Raw genomic sequence first — 25960 nt, 5'->3', positions numbered from 1 at the left:
TTTATTCTACCTCCAACCTTATAAAATAAACATATTACTTTTTGAAGTTTACACGAAAGTCTTGACAGACTCTTTTATCTTTTGAACTTTTATCTAATTTATTAGTATTATTATCTATGTCTTTTGTTTCTTCATTTAACTTATTGTCATCTTTATCTTTGATTTGTTTAAGAGCTAATTCTGTTTTAGCTTGAATGCGTTCAGCGCTTTTATTTATATCTCCAATCTTTTTGGAAATGGTCATGTTTATATTGGCTATGCTTGCGCCTATTTGCGATAAACGATTGTTATCGTAGCTGCTTTCGATATTATTTGGTTTGATATATTCAGCTTCTACTTTTTGCCTGTTTTTACTATCCTTTAGCAAATGTATAGTTTTTTGTGAGCCGTTAATCTTAATGAATTCGCCTAAGCTAGCAGAAATTATTACGTCACTTTTTGTTTTATTTTCATCTTTGTTAGATGTTTCCTCTTTAGCTTTTTTCTTTGAAATTTCATCTTGTTTCTTTTGAAGTTCTTCTTGTTTTTCTTGAATCTTTAGCTGTTGAATCTGAGAATCAACATCCTTTATTTTTTGATTTAATTCATCCATTTTAGCTTTTTTCTCTTTTGCGTCCATTTCTTTAGCCATCAATACTTGTTTTTCTTCTTTAAGTTCTTGTTTTTGCTTTAGAAGATTTTGCATTAAATCGCTTTCTTTTTTATCTTGTTTATTAGTAATACTAGAATTACCATTAACAACATTTTTGTTTTTGTCATCAGTTGAATTGATGTTAATATTTTTGAATAAATTGGTTCGATTTGAATTTATAGTTATACTGCTCATTGGTAATTATTCCTCCTTCAATTATTTTCTCGGAATTATATGGGGAAAAATAAGAGTATAACGTATAAAATGGTTAATAATATTAATTAAAATTTATCGGAAAGGTCATGAAAGATAGTGTGTCTTTAAAATTAGAGTTGACTATACCCTAAGGTAATGGATTAGAATAATGTTATGGAGGGAAATAAATTGAAAATTGGTGAATTTGCTAAGAAATCAGGAGTGACAGTGAAAACATTACTTCATTATGACAAAATTGGATTACTTAAGCCTAGTGAAAAAACTGATTCTGGATATAGAATTTACTGTGAAGAAGACCTATTAAAGCTTCAGCAGATTACAACCTTAAAATTCATTGGGTTGTCGCTAAATGAAATAAGTCATATATTACATGAAAGTGGAGAAAACCTAGAGAACATGATAAGCATTCAAAAGAAAGCTTTGGAAGAAAAGAAGAAACATATTGATGCTGTAATTGATGTTTTTAATAAAGCACAAAATACAGCAAAGAAAAATGGTTTTCTAGATGCAAATAATTTGATTGATATCATAAAAGTAACTAATATGGAAAGTAGGGTTAGGGAACAATATAAAACAGATAAGAACTTAAATATTAGGAGTAATCTTCATAGCTATAATGTAAATAAAATAGACTTTGATAAGTGGTGTTTTAATCAAATAAATTTCTCACTAAACGCAAATGTATTGGAACTTGGATGTGGAACAGGAAAGCTTTGGTTTAAGAATAAAGATTATATAGAGAATACTTTAAATATTACAATATCTGATTTTTCTAGAAGTATGATTAGAATCGCAAGAAATAGATTGAAAGATGTATATCATGATTTTCATTATGAAGAAATTAATGCTGAAGAAATACCTTATAATGATGAAACTTTTGATATAATCATCGCTCAACATATGATTTATTTTGTTCCAGATATAGAAAAGGCTTTAGCTGAGATACAAAGAGTACTAAAGCCTAATGGTGTATTTTATGTGACAGCTAATTCTTGTAATTCTATGAAGGAATTAAATAGACTTTCAGAAAATTTTGCGCCTAATTCTGGGTTAGATAACAATGGGTATTCAGAAAGATTTGACCTAGAGCACGGAAGAGGAATGCTTGAAAAATATTTTCATAAAGTAGATGTTGAAATTTTAGATGGTAAAATAATAGTAGATAATGCTGAACCAGTAGTATCATATAAAGCCTCAACTATTCAAGGAAGTTCAATACTTGTTGGTGAAAAGAAAAAAGAATTTACGAAATATTTAGAAGAATATATTAAGAAAAATGGAGATATATCAATAACAACTAAAACATGTATGTTTAAAGCAATGAAATAAGAATATTTAGATTTCAAATTAGAGAATATATTAGAAAAGAATTAATGGATAAAATATTAATTTTATTTAATTATACGATTGACAGAAAGAATAGCACAATATATAATAAATACGATAATTGGAATGGTGTTTTATATATGGAACAGTGAGGTGAGCTTTTTGAACACAGCAATTCTAAGAGGAATAGAAATTTTAAGGTTTGTTGGGCAAAGTGATGAACCCGTAACAATTGCTGAAATAAGTAAATATCTTAATATACCTAAAACCAGTGTATTTAATATAGTTAATGCATTGGTAAGTGAAAAGTTTCTATCAATAGAAAACATGAAATTGAAGAGTTATGAATTAGGGGTAGGAGTCTTTGAACTTGGAAGCTTATATTTAAATAAGATGGAATTAACTAAGATATCTAGTGCTTTTTTGGAAAAGTTGTCTAATGATATTGGAGAAACAGTGTTTTTAGCAGTAGTAAATGATAATGAACTTGTATATTTAGATAAGCATGAATCAAAAGGCACTTTAAGAACAACTGGTAATTTGGGATCTAGAACATCAATGTATTCAACAAGTTTAGGTAAGGCTATTTTAGCAACTTATAATAATGCGCAGTTAAATAATTATTTTGAACAGATTATATTTATTCCTAAAACTAAGGGTACAATAACGAATAAAGAATCCTTAATGGAAAACTTAGATTTAATTAGAGAAAGAGGATACTCTATTTCTGATGAGGAAAATGAGGAAGGATTATTTTGTATAGCTGTGCCTATATATAATAGGATGGGTCAAGCAATAGCAGCAGTATCTATTTCTACGTTAAAGATGAAAATTAATGATGAGCGTATTGGAGTGTGTGCAGAACTTATAACTAAAGTTGCACTGGATATTTCAAAAAAATTAGGATATAAAAAAGAAAGTTTATTTTAATTTTTGAGATGATTTTATCAATCATCTCAAAAAAATAATCAATATATAGAATGGTGTTTCAAATATGGAACACAAGGAGGCTTTATGTTTAAAGGAATTTATACACCAATAGTGACTATTTTCAATGAAGAAGGGAAGATTGATAAGAAAAGTTTAGAGATTTTGATTGAGAAATTAATAAAAGACGAAGTAAATGGGATTGTCATATTAGGATCGATTGGAGAATTTTTTAATTTTTCTTCTTTAGAAGAAAAAAAAGATTATATTAAGTTTGTATCTAAAGTTATAAATGGGAGAACAAAATTAATAGTTGGAACTGGGGATAACAATATAGAAGAAGTTATCGAATTAAATAAATGTGCTAGTGATGCAAAAGCAGATGCTGCTTTGATTATAACTCCATATTTTTTTGGTTTAGATGAAAATTATATATACGAATATTATTCAATAATAGCGAAGAATACGGAATTACCTATTATAATTTATAATTTTCCTGCTAGGACATCTATAAACGTATCATATGAATTAGTGTTAAGATTAGCAAATGAATTTAATAATATTGTTGGCATTAAAGATACTACAGATTCTATTAGCAATATTAGAAGGTTCGTCCAAAAAGTAAAGAAAGTTCGTAAAGACTTCTGTGTAATTTCTGGATTTGATGAATACTTAATACCTAACTTATTATCTGGAGGAGATGGTATTATAGGTGGATTAACTAATGTAAATGCAAAATTATTTGTAGATACGTATAAAGCTGTTCTAAATAAAGACTTTGAAAAATTATTTATACTCCAAGATAAAATAAATAGATTGACTGAATTGTATGATTTGACAAATCCATTTATAGTAGGACTAAAAGAAGCAGTTAATATATCTTTAAAGTTAGATATGAATACATCTATTAGAAATTATAATATTAAAATAAACGATGATATAAAAAAGAAAATACAAGAAATTATTGAGAAATAAATAGATGATTATGTCTAGACTATATTAAATATTTAAAGTAATAAATTATTGAAAGGAGATTACTAATGTTAGAGAATTCTATAACACCAAAAAGTATTCCAGAGCGTAAGCTTTGGTCACAATTTGATTCTCTTCAAATGGGAATGGATTGGGATGAAGAAGATATAAAAAAGCCACAAATACTTATTGATGATGTATTTGGAGATAGTCATCCAGGAAGTTCTCATCTTATGGGATTAACGCATCAAGTAAGTATTGGTGTGTATGAAAAAGGAGGACGTCCAGGACAATTTCACGTTACAGATATTTGTGATGGATGTGCTCAAGGACATGATGGAATGAATTTTGTATTAGCTTCAAGGGAAGTTATTGCGGATATGGTAGAAATTCATGGATCATTTGTTTCATGGGATGGAATGGTTTTAATTTCTTCTTGCGATAAATCAATCCCTGCGCATCTTAAAGCGGCTGCACGTATGGATATACCAACTATATTTGTTCCTGGTGGAAGCATGAGACCAGCTCCATATATGTCTACATCTATTAAGGCTGGAGATATTTCTTTAAGAGAAAAGAAAAAAGGTGCTATAACTGATCAAGAAGTCAGAGATTTTAAATTGACTGGCTGTCCATCTGTAGGAGCTTGCCAGTTTCTTGGTACTGCAAGCACCATGCAATGTATGGCTGAAGCACTAGGTTTAGCGTTGCCAGGAAGTGCACTTGCGCCTGCTACAATGAGAGATATAACAGCAATGTCCAGAAAAGCTGGAAGGCAAATTATGAATTTGGTTAAGGCAAATATTACAACAAAGGATATACTTACTCAAGAAGCATTTTACAATGCAATTGTTGTACATGCGGCTATAGGTGGATCAACTAATGTAATGTTGCACCTTCCTGCTATAGCTTATGAACTTGGCATAGAATTAAAACCTGAAATATTCGATGAGATTAATCATAAGATTCCACACATAGGAAACATATATCCTAGTGGTGAGTACCCAACTGAAGCCTTTTGGTTTGCTGGAGGTATTCCTATGGTACAGTGGTTATTAAAGGATTATTTAAATCTGGATGTACTAACAGTAACAGGTAAGACCCTAAGAGAAAATCTTGAGGATATAAAAAATGATGGTTTCTTTGACAGAATAGAAGGATATCTTCATAATTATGGATTAAATCGGGATCAGTTAATAAAACCAGTTGAGACAACAAAGGAAATGGGATCTATTGCAGTTCTGAAAGGAAATTTAGCTCCAGAAGGTGCAGTTATCAAATATGCAGCAGTATCAGAAAATATGATGTATCATGTGGGAGCTGCAAGAGTATTTGATTGTGAAGAAGATTGTCATAATGCTGTAATTGAAGATAAGATTAATCCAGGAGAAGTCTTGATTATACGCTATGAGGGGCCAAGGGGATCTGGGATGCCAGAGATGCTTATGACAACAGAGGCTATAGTATGTGATAGCAGATTAAATGGATCAACAGTTTTATTAACAGATGGGCGCTTTTCAGGAGCTACAAGAGGACCATGTGTTGGACATATATCGCCTGAAGCAGCAACCGGAGGGCCAATCGCGTTAGTAAAAGATGGAGATTTAATTGAGCTTGATATAAATGAGAGAAAGCTAAATATTGTTGGAATCAATGGAAAATCATATAAATTGGAGGAGATAGAAAAAATATTAGAAGAACGAAAAGCAAATTGGAGTCTCCCTAAAACAGGACCAAGAAAAGGGATATTTGGACGTTATACAAGGGGAGCTGTATCAGCAATGAAAGGCGCTTATTTAGAGTAAGTATATAATAATAAGCATTTTGTAAACGATTATTGATAAAAAATTAATTTAGCATAAAATGTCTGAAGTTTATAAAGGAAAGTTAAGAATAGAAGTTTATTAATTATTATGATTTAGGCAAAAATATAATAAATATTTTATTAGTTAAAGGAGAGAAGTTAATGATGAAAATTAAAAATCCAATATTAAGAGGATTTAATCCAGACCCGAGTATTTGTAGGGTAGGTGAGGACTATTATATTGCAGTATCCACTTTTGAATGGTTTCCTGGAGTGCAAATTTATCATTCTAAAGATTTAATTAATTGGAATCTAGTTGCTCACCCTCTAAATAGAATTTCACAACTTGACATGAAAGGAAATGCTGATTCTGGTGGTATATGGGCTCCATGTTTAAGCTATAGTGACAATAAATTTTGGCTAATATATACAGATGTAAAAGTTACAAAAGGAATTTGGAAAGATTGCTACAACTATTTAGTTACTTGTGAAACTATTGATGGAGATTGGAGTGAACCAGTTAAGTTAAATGGTTCAGGTTTTGACCCTTCTTTATTCCATGATAAAAATGGGAAAAAATATTTATTGAATATGCTGTTTGATAATAGGGTATATAACCATAGATTTGCAGGTATTGTAATGCAAGAATATTCTCCAGAAAAAGAAAAATTAATTGGGGAATCTAAACTGATTTTTAAGGGGACAGATCTTAAACTAACAGAAGGTCCTCACTTATATCAGATTGGTGATTATTATTATCTTTTAACAGCTGAAGGTGGAACAAAATATGAGCATGCTGCTACAATAGCACGTTCTAAAAATATTGAAGGACCTTATGAAATACACCCAGATAATTCTATTCTTACTGCGTGGGACAAGCCTAGAAATGAATTACAAAAATGTGGTCATGCATCTATTGTACACACTCATACTGATGAATGGTATTTAGTTCATTTAACAGGAAGGCCACTTCCATCAGATGAAGTTCCTGGCACTGAAGTGAGAGGATATGATAAAGAAACTGGGAAACCACTTCCACATACAGCGCCAAGAGGATATTGTCCACTTGGAAGAGAAACAGCTATCCAAAAACTTGAGTGGATTGATGGATGGCCATATGTAGTAGGTGGTAAAGAAGGTTCAATAGAAATTGATGCTCCTAATATGAAAGAAGTAAAATGGGAACCTAGTTTTAAGGAATTAGATCATTTCGACAATGATAAATTGAACATTAATTTTCAATCACTACGTATTCCGTTGACTGAGGATATAATGTCCTTAACAGAAAATCCAGGAAATATGAGATTATACGGAAAAGAATCATTAATATCTAAATTTACACAGGCTTTAGTCGCTAGAAGGTGGCAATCTTTTAATTTTGATGCGGCAACAGGTGTGTCCTTCAATCCAGATACTTTTCAGCAATCAGCAGGTCTTGTATGCTACTATAACACAGAAAATTGGACAACAATTGATGTAACTTGGAATGAAGAAAAAGGAAGAGTAATTGATATTATTTCTTGTGATAACTTTGAATTTTCACAACCACTAGCTCAAAATATGATACCAGTGCCAGAAAATGTTGAATACGTACATCTAAAAGTAGAAGTTAGGGTTGAGGAATATAAGTTCTTTTATTCGTTTGATGGAGTGGAATGGAAGGAAGTACCTACAAGTTTTGAATCTAAAAAATTATCAGATGATTATGTAGGTGGAGGAGCGTGCTTTACAGGGGCATTTGTAGGTATGCACTGTCAGGATGTTAGCGGAAATAATAAATCTGCTGATTTTGATTACTTTATGTATAAAGAAAACCTAATATAGTTTTATTAAAATATGAATTGCTTATTAAACAGATAGAGGTAAACGATTTATTTTATGCTTTTATCAAAACAAGCTGTAAATATATGATTTTTAAAAGATTGGACCAGTTAAAGGTTGCGGAATCCCGCAACCGACTATATAAATACTAAATTATAAGGAGGATAGATATTTAGAAAATACAAAATTTTATAGAAGTGTATGAAGAAAAATATTATAAATTAAAAATGGAGGATGAATTTTAAATGAATATCAGTCAAGTAAGATCTAAGATTTCTGAAAAAATTACTATGAAAGAAAAGGTGGGGTATGCCACAGGAGATTTAGCTTGTAACTTTATTTATCAAACAGTAAGTAGCTATCTACTATTCTTCTATACAGACGTTTTTGGAATTTCGGCTGCAGCAGCTGGATTCATGTTTCTAATAGTAAGACTGTTTGATGCTGTAATGGATCCACTAATTGGGACAGTGGTGGATAAAACGAATACAAAATACGGAAGATTTCGTCCATATATCTTATATGGTGCTTTTCCATTTGCAGGAGTAGCTATACTTTGTTTTACCACTCCAGCATTTTCAGATCCTATGAAATTAGTATATGCGTATGTTACTTATATACTATTATCAGTAACTTATTCAGTGGTTAACATTCCTTATGCAGCACTTACTTCAGCGATTACTCAAGATAACAAGGAAGTTGTAAGCCTAACTTCAATCAGAATGTTATTTTCAAATACCGGAGGATTAATTGTTTCTTTTGGTGTACCGCTTTTAGCTGGAATATTTACAAATATGACTGGAAAAACAAGCACAGGATGGCAAATTACCATGTCAATAATGGGGATTTTAGGTGCACTTCTACTAATCTTTTGCTTCTTGAATACTAAAGAGCGCGTTCAAATAGATCATTCTGAAGATGCAAAAATCAATGTTAAAGATATTTTTATTCAGTTAAAGTCAAATCGTCCACTAGTTATCATATGTATGTTCTTTATTCTTAATTTTGGCGTTAACTCAATAGTTAATTCTGTTGGAATTTATTATGTTACTTATAATGTTGCAAGACCAGATTTAGTAAAATGGTATGGTTTAATGGGAACTCTACCTGCACTAATACTTATGCCGTTAATGCCATTAATGTATAAATGGATGGGTAAGAAAAAATTATTATTTACTGCTTTATCTTTGAAAGCAATTGGATTAATAGCTTTATTTGTTATTCCTGCAACAATGGTTCCACTTGTATTTGCAGGACGATTAATCGCAGCATTGGGTACCATCACTGCAGGTGCCTTCACATGGGCGCTAATTCCTGAAACTATCGATTATGGTCAATATAAGACAGGTAAACGTGCAAGTGGTGTTATTTATGCGCTAGTTGGATTCTTCTTCAAGTTTGGTATGGCGATTGGAGGAATTGTTCCTGGATTAATACTAGCGAAATTCGGTTATGTTGCAAATCACGCTCAAACTGAGACAGCATTACATGGCATTTTAATCACAATGACTGCAATTCCAGTAATATTTGTAATTATTGAACTTGTTGCAATATTCTTCTATAACTTAGATGAAAAAGAACATGAAAGAGTATTGAGTGAATTAAATACAAGAGCATAATTTATGGAAATTTATTCTATATATAAGACTAGGTGTTGAGGGAAAATATTTATGTAAAAGTAATAGTTATGTTTTAAAGATTCATAGATGTGTTTGGATAAGCACATGAAATGTTGTCAGCTAATAGAAATGTCCAATTATTAGTAAAGGGGAAACCTTTCTATAGATATCAAATTTATAGAGAGGTTTTTTTATGTTATAAAAAATTATAGAATTACTTAAATTTCATATTTTTTCATATATGTCTTGAATTTGGTACATAAATTGATATAATAGTAAATGAAATTCATTATCAATTAAATGGCGAAAAGAAAAATTAATGCAATTAAAACTCATACCATCATTAATTTCGGTGATTAATTAGCAAGAAAGATAAATTAATCATGATTATAAAAAGGAAAAATGTATTTTATTATTCGGGGGGAAACAGTTATGTACCAAAGATTACATGAACTTATATCAGGAGATCCAATAAATAAGAAAATAAAAAAATCATTCTTAATAATCAATATGTTTACAATAATAAGCATGATTATAATAGTAAGTATTTTATATATGTTTTCTTATAAAACCAATTTGTCATATAGGAAATCATATGCACTTTCAGATAATATATCAAATATGAGAATTAGTTTACAAAAAATAGAGAAAAATCTTTATAAAGCAATAGCTGAGGAAGATATGGAGAAAGAACAAAAATATTTAGAATTAGTAAATGAAGAAGTAAAAGAATTCGATAGTAATTCTAAAATTTTAAAAGAAACACTACCTGATTATGAGCTAATTGATGAGATTAATTCATCTGTAGAATTAGCCGCAAAAAGTAGAAGTGATATAGTGGAATTGATAAATAAGAAAGAGAAGATATCAGCCTTAGCAGTAATGGAAAATACATATTCTTATCAAATAGATGGAATAGCAGATAAAGTTATAGAAGTATATAAACAGTCTCAAAAACAAACGTCTAATTTTTTACATAAGGTAGATATAATTAACAATATAATATTAGGATTTATAATAATCATAATGATCAGTACATTAATAATTACGTCAACAATAAGCGGTGTGTTGACAGATATATTTATTAAAGGAATTAATAATATAAAAGAAATATCTGAAGAATTATTATATGGAAATCTCAAAGTTGAAAGTAGCTATGAATCTACAGATGAAATGGGGGAGATGGCAAGTAATTTGATTAGCGCTATTGAGATGATAGATTCATATGTAGATGATATTACAACAATTTTAGAAAAAATATCAGTTGGAAATTTGGATATAGAGTTAGAGAAAAATGTGCAATATAAATGCGATTTTATTCCGATACAAGAGTCGCTTGAGAGTATTATAAACACATTGAATAGTGATTTCTATGGTATATCAAGGGCGGTAGAGTTAACATCAAATAGATCAGAACAAATATCACTAATTACAAAAGAACTATCAGATGGAGCAACAAATCAAGCAAGTATAATAGAAAAACTTTTAGACAATTTTAATAAAATATTAACTAAAGTTACTATAAACGCCCAAAATGCAGAGGAAGCTAATAAAGTATCGGAAAGTACCAAGAATATTGTATCTGAAGGAAATCACAAAATGGAAGAGTTAATGAAATCTATAGAGGAGATTGCTGAATCTTCCGATCAGATTTCAAAGATTACAAGTTCTATAGAAAATATAGCATCACAAACAAACCTTTTGGCGCTGAATGCAGCTATTGAGGCTGCGAGAGCTGGAGAAACTGGAAAAGGATTTGCGGTGGTAGCTAATGAAGTTAAGAGCTTAGCCGAACAGTGCTCAAATGCAGTTAAAAATACTAATATGTTAATAGGAAATTCTTTATTTGCAGTTAAAAAAGGTGAAGGTTTAGCAAAAGAGGCCTCGAATTCATTACAAAATATAGTGGTTAATGTAGATAATAGTGCTAAATTGGTCAATGAAATATCACTAGCATCGCAAGATCAAACAAATGAGATAATGAAAATGACAACGAGAGTTAACCAAATCTCTGAAGTTATACAGATTAACACAGCTAAGGCACAAGAAACTGCGGCATCAACTGAAGAATTATCACTTCAAGCCCAAAATATAGCCGAAAAGATGTCTAAATATGATTTGAAATCAAAGTGAAAGAATAGAGATTATGAAAAATATATAAGCAATAAAAAATTAGAGAAAATAAAAGCAAATACTATTAAGTAAAAGATAATTTAATATTATAGAAATATATAGTAAGAGAAAAAAAATAAAGGACAAAAACTGATTTTGACCTTCTTTGACCTTTTAGCTATAATTTACTTGTAAAAACAAATAATAAATATCTTAAGGAGGTCTTAGTATGTTTGGATTGATACCTTTTAGAACTAATGGATTAGACAAGAAGGGAGGCTCAATTGAAGATTTTTTCAATGATGATTTCTTTTCACCAATGAGTTTTGGCCTTGGAAATAACCAAAAATTTAATGCTGATATAAGAGAAACTCAAAATGAATATTTAGTTAGTGCAGAATTACCAGGTGTTAAGAAAGAAGATATAAACCTTGAATACAGAGACAATACTTTAATTATTTCTGCTCTTAGAAATGAAGAAATAAATGAAGAAAAAGATAATTATATTAGAAGAGAAAGAGCTTATGGAAAAATATCAAGGACTTTTCATGTTGAGAACGTTGATAAATCAAGAATTTCTGCAAAATTCCAAAATGGAGAATTGCAAATTATATTACCTAAATTAAACGAAGCTATAAGAGACGATAGTAGAATTTCAATTCAATAGTTTATAGATTAAACAAGTATATTATATGTAATTTGATGTATAAAATATTAGACAAAAATGAAATGAATAGAGAAGTTATTTAAGAGATAGTTGGATCGTACAATTATTGCGGGTTCACGACTATCTCTTAAATAACTTCTATTGTATATAGCGTTTAATCTATAGCATATTTAAAATTATATATGGTATAAATTAATCAGTATCTAATCTGGAGCAAAGAAACAATAATGTATAGTGTACACGATAAAATATGTAATTTTAAATTAGTAATTAACTAGTTTAGATTTATGGTATAATTATTTAGAATTTAATACAATAGTTTTCGGGAAGGTAAATACATATATGAAAGAAGCAATACTTACAGTAAAAAAAGAATTTGTTAAGAAATATAAAAATGGATATCCTTTAATTCTTGAAGAAGCTTTTGATAATATAAAAGATTTAAAAGAGGAAGGACAAATCATAACCCTTATAGATGAAAAAAAGACTTTCTTAGGAAAGGGGTATTATGGGAAACAAAATAAAGGCTGTGGATGGATTTTAAGTAACAGTAAAAATAGCAATTTGGATTATAAATTTTTCTATGATAAGATTAGGAATGCATTTTCCAAAAGAATGAAATTTTATCATTCAAAAGACACGTCTGCATTTAGAGTATTTAATGGTGAAGGCGATGGAATAGGTGGGCTTACGATTGACTATTTCGATGAATATTATCTCATCACTTGGTATAGCAGAGGTATATATACATTTAAAGACAATATAATTAAAGCTATAAAAAGCTTAGTTTCTTTTGATGGTATATATGAAAAAAAGAGATTTGAAGAAAATGGTATGGTTGTAGATGAAGATAGCTATGTTTGTGGAAGAAAAGCACCTGAACCTCTTATAGTTAAAGAAAATAAAGTTAATTTCTCAATTTATTTAAATGATGGGGCTATGGTTGGAATATTTTTAGACCAAAAGGAAGTAAGAAAGTCTATCAAAGATAAATACTCCAATAATAAAAAAGTTTTAAATACTTTTTCATATACAGGAGCATTTTCAATGGCAGCTGCAAAAGGTGGTGCTATTACTACAAGTGTTGATTTAGCAAGCCGAAGTCTAGAAAAAACAACTGAGAACTTTACTATAAATAATATTGATTTCACAAAACATGAAATAATTGTTGAAGACATTTTCCTATATTTTAAACGTGCAAAAAAGGAAGAATTAAAATTTGATGTGGTTATTCTTGATCCGCCAAGCTTTGCAACATCAAAAGATAATAGATTCAGTGCAGCAAAAGACTATAAAGGATTGGTTAAATCAGCTATAGATATAACAGAGGATGAAGGAGTAATTGTAGCTTCAACAAACTGTGCTACTTTTAATATGGGCAAATTTAAGAAATTTATAGATGAAGCTTTTAAAGAATCACATAGAAATTATGAAATTCTAGAAGAACATACTCTTCCAGAAGATTTTGCAGTTACAGATAAATTTCCTGAGGGAAATTATTTAAAAGTTGTGATTGTAAAAATGTACTAAAGAAAGTAACAAAAAAATTAGCAAATAAAATGAGGAAAAAGATAATTATACAAAATGAAATGACTTGAGAAGTTAGTTAAGAGATAGTTAGAGAAGCGTAAAATTATTGTGCGTTCTCGACTGTCTCTTTAATTATTTATATTGAATATAGAATTTAATGTATAGCATATTTGAAATTATATAATAGTATAAATTAATCAGTATTTAAATTATAGAAAGGAATTCTATATGAATCTAATAAATAGTCTTTATGTTAAATATTTGTCAAAGTTTGATGATATACCATATAGGATTAAGTTTCAAAATAATAAAGAATTTATTATAGGGAAGGGCACACCTCAATTCGAAATAAATATTAAGGGAGAAATAAGTAAAACAGACTTAATTAGAAGTACGTTCCTTGCTATTGGTGAAGCTTACATGAAAGGGAATATAGAGATAAAAGGAGATTTATTTGAAGTTATAAATATATTTATTAGTCAGATTGATAAAATCTCATCAGGTAGTAAGCCAGTAAAAAATACGATTTTTCAATCCAATTCTTCAAAAAAACAAAAAGGTGAGATTCAAGAGCACTATGATATAGGGAATAATTTCTATAGTTTATGGCTTGATGATACTATGACATATTCATGTGGATATTTTAAATCAAATAATGATAGTTTGCATGACGCACAAATTAATAAAATTAATCATATACTAGCAAAGTTAGACATAAAAGAAGGTATGAGCGTCTTGGATGTAGGATGTGGGTGGGGATTTTTACTTATTGAAGCAGCAGAAAAATATAGTATTCATGGTATTGGAATTACATTAAGCAAAGAGCAATATAAAAAATTTAATGAAAGAATAAAAGAAAGAAAGCTTGAAAAATTACTAGAAGTTAGACTTATGGATTACCGAAATTTAGCTGAAAGTGGATTATCATTTGATAGAATTGTAAGTGTTGGCATGGTTGAGCATATAGGAAGAGAGAATTATGAATTATTTATAAAAAATATTGATTCTGTCTTAAAACCAAAAGGGTTATGTTTATTAGATTATATCAATTCATTAAAAGAATATTCTGTAGATCCATGGATTAAAAAGTATATTCTTAAAGAAGCGGTTATTCCAAGTTTTAGAGAAATTATAGACATTTGTAGTAATTATAATTTCCATACCATCGATGTTGAAAATCTTAGAAGGCATTATGTTAAGACTTTACTATATTGGAGAGAGAATTTTAATAACAATCTAAGTGAAGTTTCTAAAATGTTTGATGAAAAATTTGTAAGAATGTGGGAACTTTATCTTTGTTCATGTGCGGCAATATTTAATAATGGAGTGATAGATATTCATCAATTACTAATTTCTAAAGGAATAAATGATGATATTCCTATGACAAGAGAATATATGTACAATAAATAAAATTTATATATTATTTATTATACATATAAGTAATTCTTATGTAGTAATACAAGATACTTAATGTAATTTATTGTGAGGAGTAAGACTGACTAGATATTATTTTAAATTACGAACGAGAAAATACAACCGATGGAACAGAGTTTTATTTAATGCTAAAATAAATATGTGACTAATAGTATATATGTTGAAATAATAAATTTATATTTAAAATTATAGTAGCTCAAGAACAAGAGTCCAATTAAGATAGAAATGCAGAAACTTAATAATAACATATATAGTTATAATAATTAAAGTTAAAAAGGAATGATTAAAGTGTTACTAATGATAGATAATTATGATTCGTTTGTATATAATCTGGTCAGATATTTTGAAGAGATTGGAGACATTGTGGATGTAGTTAGAAATGATAAAATTAATATTGAGAGCATCAGAAACAATAAATATTATGGTATAGTTATTTCACCAGGACCTAAAAATCCCAAGCAAGCAGGCTTGTGCCTAGATATTATTGATAAATTTAAAAATGAAACTCCTATATTGGGTATATGTCTTGGACATCAGTGTATAGGACATTATTTTGGCGGAGAAATAATTAAAGGCGACAGGCCTATGCATGGTAAAATAAGTGAAGTAACACATAATAATAGCGGAATATTCCATAATGTTAAAAATCCATTAAAGGTAACAAGATATCATTCTCTAATTATTGATAAGAAGAAACTCCCAAAAGAATTAGTGGTTACGGCAGAAACGTCAGATGGGGTAATCATGGGAATTAGACATAATGAATTACCTATATATGGAGTTCAATTCCATCCAGAAGCAGAACTTACGGAAGAAGGGCATAAAATCTTAGAAAATTTTATTTTAGAGTGCAAGAGGTTTAGAAATGGTAGATTTTAAGATTAAAGAGTTAAATACATATTATAATCCTTTTTATACATATGATATTTTTAAAGATAGTGAAGATTCTATATTTTTAGATAGTTCGAAAGAAGACAAATTATTATCCAAGTATTCTTTTATCGGATTGAATCCATATAAAAAATTTATCTCTAAGGGGAGAAAAGTAACTATTGATAATGAAGAATATAATGATGTAGATCCATTTGAAAAATTGGATAAAATTATTGAGAGTTATAAAATTAGTATTAATAGCAAACTTCCTTTTGTTAGTGGTGCTATTGGTTATTTTTCTTATGATATAGGAAGAGTGTTAGAGGATCTGCCAGATGAATCAAAGGAAGATTTTAGTATACCTGATAGTATTTTTATTTTCTTTGACAATCTAATAATATTTGATTTACAAAATAAAAAAACTTATATAACTTCAGTTGGACAGCTTGAGGAATCTAAAAATAGTATATTAAATATAGAAAAGTGCTTAGAAAATTATATTAAGAGTGTTCCAGTAAATTTAGAAAAAACAAATAATGAATTCTTTTCAAATTTTGATAAAGAAGAGTATAAAAAAGCTATAGCATCTCTTAAAGAATATATAAGAAGTGGAGATGTGTATATAGCTAATATGACTAGGAGGATATGGTGTAATAATAATGAAAAGCCATATGAAATATATAGAAAATTGAGGAATACAAATAAAGCACCATTTTCAGCATATATGAATTTTAAGGATTTTCAAATAATAAGTTCTTCACCTGAAAGATTTTTATCAATTATAGATGGAAAGGTTCAAACAAGACCAATCAAAGGAACTAGACCTAGAGGAAAAAATTATGATGAAGATGAGAAAAACAGAAATGAGTTAATGGCTTCAGAAAAAGATAAATCCGAGCTTTTAATGATTGTTGATTTAGAAAGAAATGATCTGAGTAAAGTTTGTAAATCTAAATCAGTAAAAGTTACAGAACTTTTTAAGTTAGAGGAGTATGAAACTGTATTTCATCTTGTGGCAACAATAGAAGGAAGATTAAGAGAAAATGTGTCTTCAGTAAAGTGCATAAGGGAGTGTTTTCCAGGGGGATCAATTACAGGAGCGCCTAAAATACGAGCAATGGAAATAATAGAAGCGCTTGAGAAGCTAAAAAGAAATATATATACAGGGTCTATAGGATACTTCGATTTAAGAGGAAATAGTGATTTTAATATAGTTATTAGAACTATATTAAAAAAAGGTAATAAAGCGTATTTAGGAGTTGGTGGAGGAATAACATGGGAATCTATTGAAGAAGAGGAGTGGTTAGAGACAATAGACAAAGCTAAAGCGTTGATGGAGGTATTATAGTGAGAAGGATAGTTCATAATTATGATAAAGTAATGCTTGACGATGGATTATTTTTTGGAAGAGGAATATTTGAAACAATTCTTTGTAAGGAAAAACCAATATATTTAGAAGAGCATTTACAGAGATTAAAAAAAGATATGATGGAATTAAATTTACAGCCATTAGTGGAAGAAAAATTTTTAAGAGATCATTTAAATAAGTTGGAGATAAAAAACAAAGTATTAAAAATAACTGTTACACCTTTAAACATTATAATAACCGAAAGAGAAATTGCATATAAAAATGACGATTATAAAAAAGGAATGTCGTTAACAATTTCAAAGGTAAGACGTAACAGTACTTCAAGATTGGCCTCTATCAAATCTACATGCTATATAGAAAACATAATTGAAAAAGAGAATGCTAAGAAATTAGGCTACGATGATGTGATATTTTTAAATGAAAAAGGTAATGTTACAGAAACGAGCTGTGCAAATATATTTATGATAAAAAATAATGAAATTTTTACTCCAAATAGTGAAGATGGATTATTAAAAGGTATAATAAGAGATAAGATTATGAAAAAATTTAAGGTGACTGAAAAAAGCATTACTATAGATGATTTAACACATTCAGAAGAGGTAATTATAACAAATAGTATAATGGGGGCAATGTCTATAAAACAGATTAATGAAACTAAATATAATAGTGAAAAGTTTAGACATATATTTAATGAAAATTTGAGAAATTAGAATAATACTTATAATTAAAACAAAGCACAAATTTCTGGTTTATGAAGATTTTGATATATATATTGAAATTCACAATCACGACTAAAATCCTTACAATATTTTTAGAATTATGATGAAAAATTATTTTTGCAATATATACATTTATAAAAAACTTGAAAGAATACTTAGATATTTCTTTCAAGTTTTTATATTTGGCAAATTAATATAAGTGATTCTTAATTAATAATAAATCTGACAAGTTAAAATATATAATAGGGTTTTTTTAGCAATAACACATATTATTGTGTAGAATTTGGAAATAAAATTGTGAAATTTTTATTATTCAGTAAGTATTTGCTTAGATAAGTATGCTTAATTATGATAAGATATATTTAGGCATAATTAAAAAAACAATAAGTTCATCTGTCGAGTCTATTTCTCATTATAGAGGAAACTCGACTCGCTACGCTCCATGAGTACTCACAGAGTAAGCGATCATCATCAAATCACAGATTTGGATGTCTGCTTAACTGAGTCACACCAAATAATTTTTATAGGAGATTAACTAATAAATAGGTTAACTAAGTTCAAGAAACCAAATCATAGATTTGGACTTTAACTTATCAGCAGATTGCACTAATAGACTTGCTATGAGTCCATTTTTTGCCTAATGAAAAATAATCATGGCATTTTGAATTTGTTATTTTATTTCATATGCCTTATCAGAACTATGAAAATACATAAGGAAGATATAGTATGAATTAGTATAGTTGTTATGGAGAGTTTTATGAGAAAAGATAATTACATATTGAATATAATTGATCAGATAAGAGGAGTTTTAAGTAAAAATAATTATAGAGAGAATAGATACAATAGGGATATAGCATGGTTTGAAGAACGAAAAAGTATTTATGATGACAATATAATACGAATTGCTATTATGGGGATAACTAGTAGTGGGAAATCTACTTTAGTAAATGCGCTTCTTGGTGAAAAGATCTTACCCATGGCTATAAGGCCTAGTTCAAGTATTATAATTACGGCATCAAAAGGATTAAAGAGACAAGCTGTTATTTATTTTAAGGATAGTGGACCTAAAATATTAGAGACGGAAAATCTAAATGAAGATGCTATAGCAGAATATGCGGATGAGAGCAGGAATCCTGGAAATACGCTTAATGTTACTCAGATTGATATAAAAACACCTTATTTTATGTTAGATGAGAAAATACATATAATCGATAGTCCAGGATTAGATGCATGGAACTTAGAAAATCATGAAAAATTGACATTGGAGATATTACTTCCAACTATAGATATATGCATATTTGTGACTACGGTTAAGGCTAATAGTGATGCAACGAATGCTGAAAAAATTAAGATAGTAAGTGAGAAAGACAAGCAGATAATCCTAGTACAAAACATGATAGATTCAATTGAAGAAAAGATTGGCAGGAATGGAATAGTTGAAGAAGATAAAGTTACTATATTAAAAAAGTATAAAAAGAGAGCAGAGAGGCTCTTAATGGAAATTACAGATGATAAAGAAATATCGGAAGTTATTCAAATATCAGCACTTAATGGACTTTTGGGAATTGTAGATAAAGATAAGGAAAGATATGATAATTCTAATTTTGAAATGTTTATTAATGCTATAGAAAATTGTGCGGAAAATACTATTCCAAAGCTTAATGGACGGAGAGCTGAAAGTCTAATAGAAAAAATTAATAGCATAATTTCAACTGATCAAGAAATTATAAAGGGAAATAATTTAGGTGAAATAGAAGATTTAATAAAAGTAAGTAATAAAGAGCTTGATAATCTTGCAAATAAATTTGAGACTGCTCAGAATGAAATAGCTGAAAAGATTAAAGAAATTGAAAACATTACTTCAAATATAATAAAGGAAATATCATCTGTATCATCTGAAAATATTGAAGATTATTTAGACATAGTAGATAGAATTAACAATAAAAATTTATATATTGAAAGTGATATTTTAAGCACTGTTAAGAGGTGTGAAAAAGATAAAAGAAGAATATATGATAGTCTTAATTTAGATATAAGATCCTCTTATGTTTTGCCGAGTATCGAAAGTAAAAATGTTGAGATTAAGCATAAATATGAAGAAAGAACTGTGTTATTTAAGAAAGAAGGGGTTCTAAATAAGGGGAAAAGATTATTGTCTAATATATTTGACAAGGACTGGGGATATAAAGAAGTAGGATATGACGAGAGAATAATTGATAAAGATGAGACTATTAAGAGGGCCCAAAAAATATGTAGTGAAAATAAGAATAAATATATAAGTATATTAAAGGAATGGAGTAATCAATATACAAAAGCAATAGATACTTTCTATGAGGAAGTATCAAGAAGAACAGAAGAATTTGAAGAAAAAAAAGAGCAAAATATAGAGCTTTATGATATAGGAGAAGTAACTAAGGATCTAATAGGCATTAAAGACAAGCTTTCTAATTTAAGAGTTGATGTGAAAAATGAGGTAGCAATAACAAGTGATAATTATGAAAAAAATATTTCATACAGTATTTCAAGGTTACATTATAACTTTTATATGCTGAGTAATAAAATTTTAGAAAAGAACTACCTATTAGTTGGAAAATATATAAATAAAAAGTGTGAAGAAAAGTCCAACAGTAGGGGACTAAAGCTTTTTTGGACATGGGATATAGATTCTTGCAGAGATTTCATTTCTAGAATGTATGGAATTGATCTAGATTTTGAAGAATGTGAATTAATAAAGAGAGAAGGTTTATATAGTTTTGAAGATATAGCTATTATCTATGAATCTGGAAAAGGTACGCTTAAATTTTATGAAAAACTTAAACAAATAAAAGATATTACTTATAGTATGTTTATTATTTTTAATGGAATACAAATTGGAAATTCTAAGAAGCAGATTTTAGAAAGCAGAAATTTAAACTATTTCTTTAAGGAGAATAGTAATTTATCAGTGAATTTAGTAATAGATTCATGCAGAGAATTTATAAATGCAAATAATATAGAGGAGCTTCTGATAGAAGTTAAAAACCTAAAAGATAAAGTTATTAGTAGGTTTAGTAGTATAAGGACTGAATATATATTAATTAATTCCAAAAATCCAATATATAATATGGCATTAATAGAATCACAGGAAATTCATGAATTTTTGATAAGTGATTATAAAGTTATAAAAGAAAAACTGATTGAAAATCCTTTGTCAAGAGGAGTAGAAGAACAAGAAACTATTGAAAAGATTTTAAGCTATTTTTTGAATACCTCTAAAGAGGAAGGAGTATGAATGAATATATGGAAGAAAGATCAATTTTAATTCAAAGCGATGAAGTTACAAAAAATATAATGGGCGAAATACAGGATGATATGTTAAGTTTACTTTCAAGGGCATCTAGAAATATGACAGAAGAGCTAACTGAAAAATTAAAGCCAGTTGAGAGAAAAATAAATGACTTGCGAGAAAATTTTCAAGAGTTTCATGAAGAAGAATTCGAAGAAAAACTTGAAGATTTAAATAAAAGCATATTAAAAATAAGAGAAATGACAGAAACGAAATTGGAAGCAGTAATACAAAAGAGTGTGGAAGAGCAAAGTAAGGTATTATTTGAATCTATAGAAGAAAGATTGGCAATATTAGGATTAAAAGTAGTGAAAGATGCGGCAAGTAATAAAGAAGCGATTTTAGATAAATTAGATAATATTAACTTAGATAAGATAGAAGAAAAAGTAGACTTGGTTGAAAAATCTATTGAAAATAAAGTTGAATATTTAGACAAATCTATAGAATATAATCTAATTAATAATAAAAATTCAATTTTAGGAAAAATTAAGGATATTGACAGTAAAATTGAAGATAAAGATAGTATAATAGAATTAATAAGTAAATTAGAGGATGAGCTTAATAATAAGATTGATTATATACAAGAAGAGGTAGAGTGGGGAAATAAATCATTCTTTTCTAAGCTTTTTGGAAGAAGGAGATAATAGGAAATGACATATATAAATTTAATAGAAGATGAAAGGTTTTATAACTTATTAGAAAAATATCTTAATAATGATAAGCAAGGTATAGATTATAACAGATACTTTGAACATTTTATTGAGAATTTGAATAAGAAAGAAATAATGGTTCCTGTTTTAGGGATTCAAGGTGCAGGAAAGAGTAGTTTTTTAAATGCCATACTAATGGAGGAAAATGTATTACCCACAGATGTTGATGAAACAACTTGCGTACCAGTTGAGGTTAGATATGGAGAAAATACTGATGAAGCTGTAGTATATTATCTAAACGGAAGAAAAGAGCATATACGCATAAAAGAATTGGAAAAATATGTACATAATGATTATAATGAAGCCAATAATCTTAAAGTATCGAAAATAGTATTATATAACAAGAGCGATGTTTTAAAAGATGATATAGTACTTGTAGATTTGCCTGGTGTTGGAAGTTTGACACCACAAAATCAGAAGACTACTTTAGAATATGTAGACAAGCTAACAGCAGGAATATTTTTAATTAGGACAAATCCACCAATTACAAGATCGGAGAAAAGCTTTATAAATGCTTTGTGGCCTAAATTAGCTAATACTATTTTTGTTCAAAATAAATGGAATGATGAAAGTGTTGAAGATGCAAATGAGGCAAGAGAACATAACTCTGGCGTATTAAGTAGTATAAGTTATTCTCATAATGAAGAAAGAGATATAAAAGTTGATATAGTAAATGTTTATGAGGCTGTAAAAGGGAAATTCACTGGAGATGAAGCAGCTTATAATAATTCAGGAATAGTTAATGTAATAGAAGAAATTAAAAATATTTCAAAGGAATATAATAAAGATTTAATGAAGGTCTTAAGCCAAAGAGTTAATGAAGCTTTAGAAAACATTAATGATAGGATAAATACTTATAAAACTTTAGCATTAAATAAGGACAATCAAAATACTTTAGAAAAGGAAGAAAGAATCAAAGAGATAAAAACAATGTTATCGGAGAATAAAAGAAAATTAAGAGATTTTCGAACTTATGCAGAAGATGAAATGAATAATATTATAGATAATTCATCTAAAGTAATAAAAGAGAACATTGAAAATTTACGAGTAGAATTAAGAAGAATTATAAATAAAGGAATAGTTGATGGCAATAGACTTAGCTTAATATATAAAGAGACGTCTGATAAAGCAATAAATGATATAATGGATGAGATTTTGAACAGTATTGGTGAATTTATAAAAAATATAAATAGCAGATTTGAAAATATAAGAATAAAAGGTTTTAATGGAACCTATGAGAATATATCATTCTTTAATAAAAAGAGTTCAATAAAATATGAAAAGTCAATTCCAGCATTACTTGGGGTATCAACCGGAGTAATTGGGACAGTTGGAGCAGTAGGAATGCTTGGTGGTCCTGTAGGAATTTTGGTTGGGATGGGAATAAGTTTAGCCTTTTCTTTGATTGGAGATCATATGAGGAAAAAAATAGTTGAAAGTAGAGCTAATTATACTTTAAAAGATTTGGAGCCAATGATAGAAGATTTAGAAATATATTTAAAAGAAGAAATAACCGGAGATTTAATGGCAAAACAAAAGGAAATAGACGAATCTATAAAGGCAATGAAATCTAATTTAGAAAATGTCTTTAAACAAGATATGGAAGACTTGGAAAAACAGTATGAAACTACTTATAACGAAGAAAGTATTTTAGAATTTGAAAAAGATTTAAAAATATTAAGGGAATTAATCGAGGAATATAAGGAGAAATAAATATTATGAATATTTTTAAAAACTGCGTTGATAGACAAAACAGGATTGATAAGGTAGTTAATATTCTTGATAATGATGAAATTACATCGAAGAATTTATTAATAAAGGATAGAATAATTAATCCAGCTCACTATATTGTCATGCTAGGCGAAACTAGCTCAGGAAAAAGTGCGTTAATAAACAGTATTTTTCAAAGGAAAATACTAGTGGAGAGCGTTAAACCAACAACTGGAATTGTCACAGAAGTTATAATAGACGAGAGTTCTGAAGAAACCTTATTTGCTATAAATAATGATTTAAGCATAGATGTTTTGGATGATGATAGTTTTTCGAATTTTACAGTAAAACCAGATGGTAATATAAATAGATTAAGATATATTGGACCATGTAAAGATTCGAGATATTCTGGAATGAGGATTTTCGATACTCCTGGATATGGATCACTTGTTGAAAGGCACGAAGAAGTTTTAAAGAATTTTATACCAGAAAGTGATTTTATAATATATGTTGTGTCGTATAAAACTGGAGTTGGAGAAGACGATTTTCAGTTTTTAAAGTATGTTAGCGAAATTATAAACAATAATGTGGAAGTTGTACTCGCAGTAAATATGTGCCCACAAAATATAGATATGGATAATAAAAGAATCAATGAAATTAAAAATAGCGTTTGTGAATGTATCCATAAAGATATAGAAACATTTCTTATTGAAAGCAGTATTGAAAAGAATCCTGACACAGATAAGCTCTGGAACTATATATACAAAAAAGTTAATGATCCAGATAAAGAAGGAGAGCTTTCAGAAACTCTAAAGAATTATCAGGATTACTTATTGCGTGAATGCGATATAAAAATCAGTTCTAGAATTGCGGAAATAGAATGTAAAAAAGAAGAGGTAGTAGAAAAAGCTAATGTAATTAAGGAATTCTTAGATAAAAAAGATGAGATACTAGATGTTATAGAAAACGGATTTGTAAAAATAAAATTAAAAGCAGTAAGGCTTATAGGAAAATCCGATATGAAAATCAAAGAGAATATTACGAACTATATATACGATGAAAGCAAATGGTCAATGAAGGAAGAAACCTTCACCTTAATGCAGCACTACTATGTTCCAAAGTTAACAAGCGAGGAAACTGAAAACTTAAATACCTATATTGAAGATGAAGTTATTAATTTAAATAGAGAAGTTGAGAACATTCTAAACGCAGAAATTATTAAGCTAAAGGAGAATGTTAAAAGAAGTACACCTTCATATAACAAGGTTGTAGAAGATATCATAGAAAAGCATAGAGGGGATTCTATTGAAAGAGCTACAGGAGAAATGTTTAGGACAGTATATAAAGGTAAATTCAATAATTCAGAAAAGGATTATGCTATTAGTAAAAATTTAAAGAAGCTTTCTAATACATTTGAAAAATCATCTGTTGGAGAAGTTAATAATAATTTAAATCATTTATTAAAAACAATAAGGGCTACATCTTTAAAGGGAATTACTGAATCTTTAAATGTTTTTACGGATTCAATATTCTTTTTATATGATTCATTGACATGGCAGAAAAAGATAAATGAAATATCTGTAACTGCTATAGATAATTGGGCTAATAATATTGAAGGGTCTTTAAGAAAATACTTAGATGAATTGAAAGAAATAAGTAAAGAAGAAGTATTAGTTTTATTTGATGAATTAAGTGAGGAATTCACCAATACAAAAGATGAATTGAAAAATATAAGTTCCGAAGAATTAGTTAGATTAAAGAAGGAAATAGAATTTTTATTATATAAATGCCTGCTTATAAATCTGACAAAGTAAAGGCATATTCAAGCAAATAAGAATATTTAATGCATTCAAAGTGCACAGAAATATAGGGTTCTGCAATGAGAGTTGAACTTATATGGATATCAGCCGAAATTGAATACATATTTGTTCCATATGAATATAAAATTTCGCTGCTTGATATATTTCAAATTTTCAATAAGGAACCCTTTATAAACCTTGATCTATAGGAAGGTAGTCAATTAAAGTTATATTTTGAGGCGATATTCTCTAAAATTAGTATGCCAGAATGTTTATAGGATAAACATTGAAACTAGCAATATAAGATTTTATTAATAAATATAAATAGCGATGTATATGCACATTTGCATATACATCGCTATTTGCGATTATATAGAAGTATCTTATTTCTAACTT

General features: G+C 28.4%; 18 protein-coding genes. 17 read left to right on the top strand and 1 reads right to left on the bottom strand.

Going from position 1 to position 25960, the window contains the following annotated elements; translation table 11 throughout:
- Positions 1-34: 34 nt before the first annotated feature.
- The gene (locus L1S46_RS09320) at positions 35-826 is read right to left on the bottom strand and encodes a FlxA-like family protein (protein WP_238899819.1); all 792 of its coding nucleotides are present in this window, start codon (positions 824-826) and stop codon (positions 35-37) included.
- 189 nt (positions 827-1015) lie between these two features.
- On the opposite strand from L1S46_RS09320, the gene L1S46_RS09315 reads away from it, so the two are divergent.
- From L1S46_RS09315 to L1S46_RS09235, 17 genes are all read left to right on the top strand, one after another.
- Positions 1016-2176, top strand: a complete 1161-nt coding sequence (locus L1S46_RS09315; RefSeq protein WP_173715272.1) for a MerR family transcriptional regulator — start codon at positions 1016-1018, stop codon at positions 2174-2176.
- Positions 2177-2335: 159 nt separating this feature from the next.
- Positions 2336-3103, top strand: a complete 768-nt coding sequence (locus L1S46_RS09310) for an IclR family transcriptional regulator (protein ID WP_077829437.1) — start codon at positions 2336-2338, stop codon at positions 3101-3103.
- An 84-nt stretch (positions 3104-3187) separates the two neighbouring features.
- Positions 3188-4075 carry a dihydrodipicolinate synthase family protein gene (locus tag L1S46_RS09305; protein ID WP_012060285.1) on the top strand — a complete coding sequence of 296 codons (888 nt, stop codon included), beginning with the start codon at positions 3188-3190 and terminating at the stop codon, positions 4073-4075.
- A 65-nt stretch (positions 4076-4140) separates the two neighbouring features.
- Positions 4141-5877 carry a dihydroxy-acid dehydratase gene (ilvD, locus tag L1S46_RS09300; RefSeq protein WP_077829436.1) on the top strand — a complete coding sequence of 579 codons (1737 nt, stop codon included), beginning with the start codon at positions 4141-4143 and terminating at the stop codon, positions 5875-5877.
- A 161-nt stretch (positions 5878-6038) separates the two neighbouring features.
- Complete coding sequence (locus L1S46_RS09295; RefSeq protein ID WP_275297368.1) at positions 6039-7700, top strand: glycoside hydrolase family 43 protein; 1662 nt, start codon at positions 6039-6041, stop codon at positions 7698-7700.
- 242 nt (positions 7701-7942) lie between these two features.
- Positions 7943-9316 (top strand): MFS transporter, encoded by a 1374-nt coding sequence (locus L1S46_RS09290; RefSeq protein WP_077829434.1) that lies wholly within the window; start codon positions 7943-7945, stop codon positions 9314-9316.
- 432 nt (positions 9317-9748) lie between these two features.
- The gene (locus tag L1S46_RS09285; protein ID WP_238899818.1) at positions 9749-11449 is read left to right on the top strand and encodes a methyl-accepting chemotaxis protein; all 1701 of its coding nucleotides are present in this window, start codon (positions 9749-9751) and stop codon (positions 11447-11449) included.
- Positions 11450-11657: 208 nt separating this feature from the next.
- Positions 11658-12095 carry an Hsp20/alpha crystallin family protein gene (locus tag L1S46_RS09280; RefSeq protein WP_238899817.1) on the top strand — a complete coding sequence of 146 codons (438 nt, stop codon included), beginning with the start codon at positions 11658-11660 and terminating at the stop codon, positions 12093-12095.
- Between the two features lie 342 nt (positions 12096-12437).
- Positions 12438-13625: a class I SAM-dependent rRNA methyltransferase gene (locus L1S46_RS09275; RefSeq protein ID WP_238899816.1), complete on the top strand. Its 1188-nt coding sequence runs from the start codon at positions 12438-12440 to the stop codon at positions 13623-13625.
- 228 nt (positions 13626-13853) lie between these two features.
- Positions 13854-15035: a cyclopropane-fatty-acyl-phospholipid synthase family protein gene (locus L1S46_RS09270; protein WP_238899815.1), complete on the top strand. Its 1182-nt coding sequence runs from the start codon at positions 13854-13856 to the stop codon at positions 15033-15035.
- A 312-nt stretch (positions 15036-15347) separates the two neighbouring features.
- On the top strand, positions 15348-15938 hold the full coding sequence (locus L1S46_RS09265; protein ID WP_238899823.1) for an aminodeoxychorismate/anthranilate synthase component II: 591 nt from the start codon (positions 15348-15350) through the stop codon (positions 15936-15938).
- A complete protein-coding gene (pabB, locus tag L1S46_RS09260; protein WP_238899814.1) occupies positions 15925-17280 on the top strand; it encodes an aminodeoxychorismate synthase component I in 1356 nt (451 codons plus the stop codon). Before L1S46_RS09265 ends, pabB begins: the two co-directional genes overlap by 14 nt.
- A complete protein-coding gene (locus L1S46_RS09255; RefSeq protein WP_238899813.1) occupies positions 17280-18011 on the top strand; it encodes an aminotransferase class IV in 732 nt (243 codons plus the stop codon). The genes pabB and L1S46_RS09255 overlap by 1 nt, the downstream gene beginning before the upstream one ends.
- A 766-nt stretch (positions 18012-18777) precedes the next feature.
- Positions 18778-21291: a dynamin family protein gene (locus tag L1S46_RS09250; RefSeq protein ID WP_238899812.1), complete on the top strand. Its 2514-nt coding sequence runs from the start codon at positions 18778-18780 to the stop codon at positions 21289-21291.
- A gap of 8 nt (positions 21292-21299) precedes the next feature.
- Positions 21300-21989: a hypothetical protein gene (locus tag L1S46_RS09245; RefSeq protein ID WP_077843286.1), complete on the top strand. Its 690-nt coding sequence runs from the start codon at positions 21300-21302 to the stop codon at positions 21987-21989.
- 6 nt (positions 21990-21995) lie between these two features.
- Positions 21996-23768: a dynamin family protein gene (locus L1S46_RS09240; RefSeq protein WP_065418749.1), complete on the top strand. Its 1773-nt coding sequence runs from the start codon at positions 21996-21998 to the stop codon at positions 23766-23768.
- A 5-nt stretch (positions 23769-23773) separates the two neighbouring features.
- Positions 23774-25579 carry a dynamin family protein gene (locus L1S46_RS09235; RefSeq protein WP_238899811.1) on the top strand — a complete coding sequence of 602 codons (1806 nt, stop codon included), beginning with the start codon at positions 23774-23776 and terminating at the stop codon, positions 25577-25579.
- The last annotated feature ends 381 nt before the right edge of the window (positions 25580-25960 follow it).

This window comes from Clostridium sp. YIM B02500 (genome assembly GCF_022324665.1).
GTDB lineage: Bacteria > Bacillota > Clostridia > Clostridiales > Clostridiaceae > Clostridium > Clostridium beijerinckii.
The sequence above is the reverse complement of the archived record's forward strand: the minus strand, read 5'-3'. Positions and strand labels throughout refer to the sequence as shown.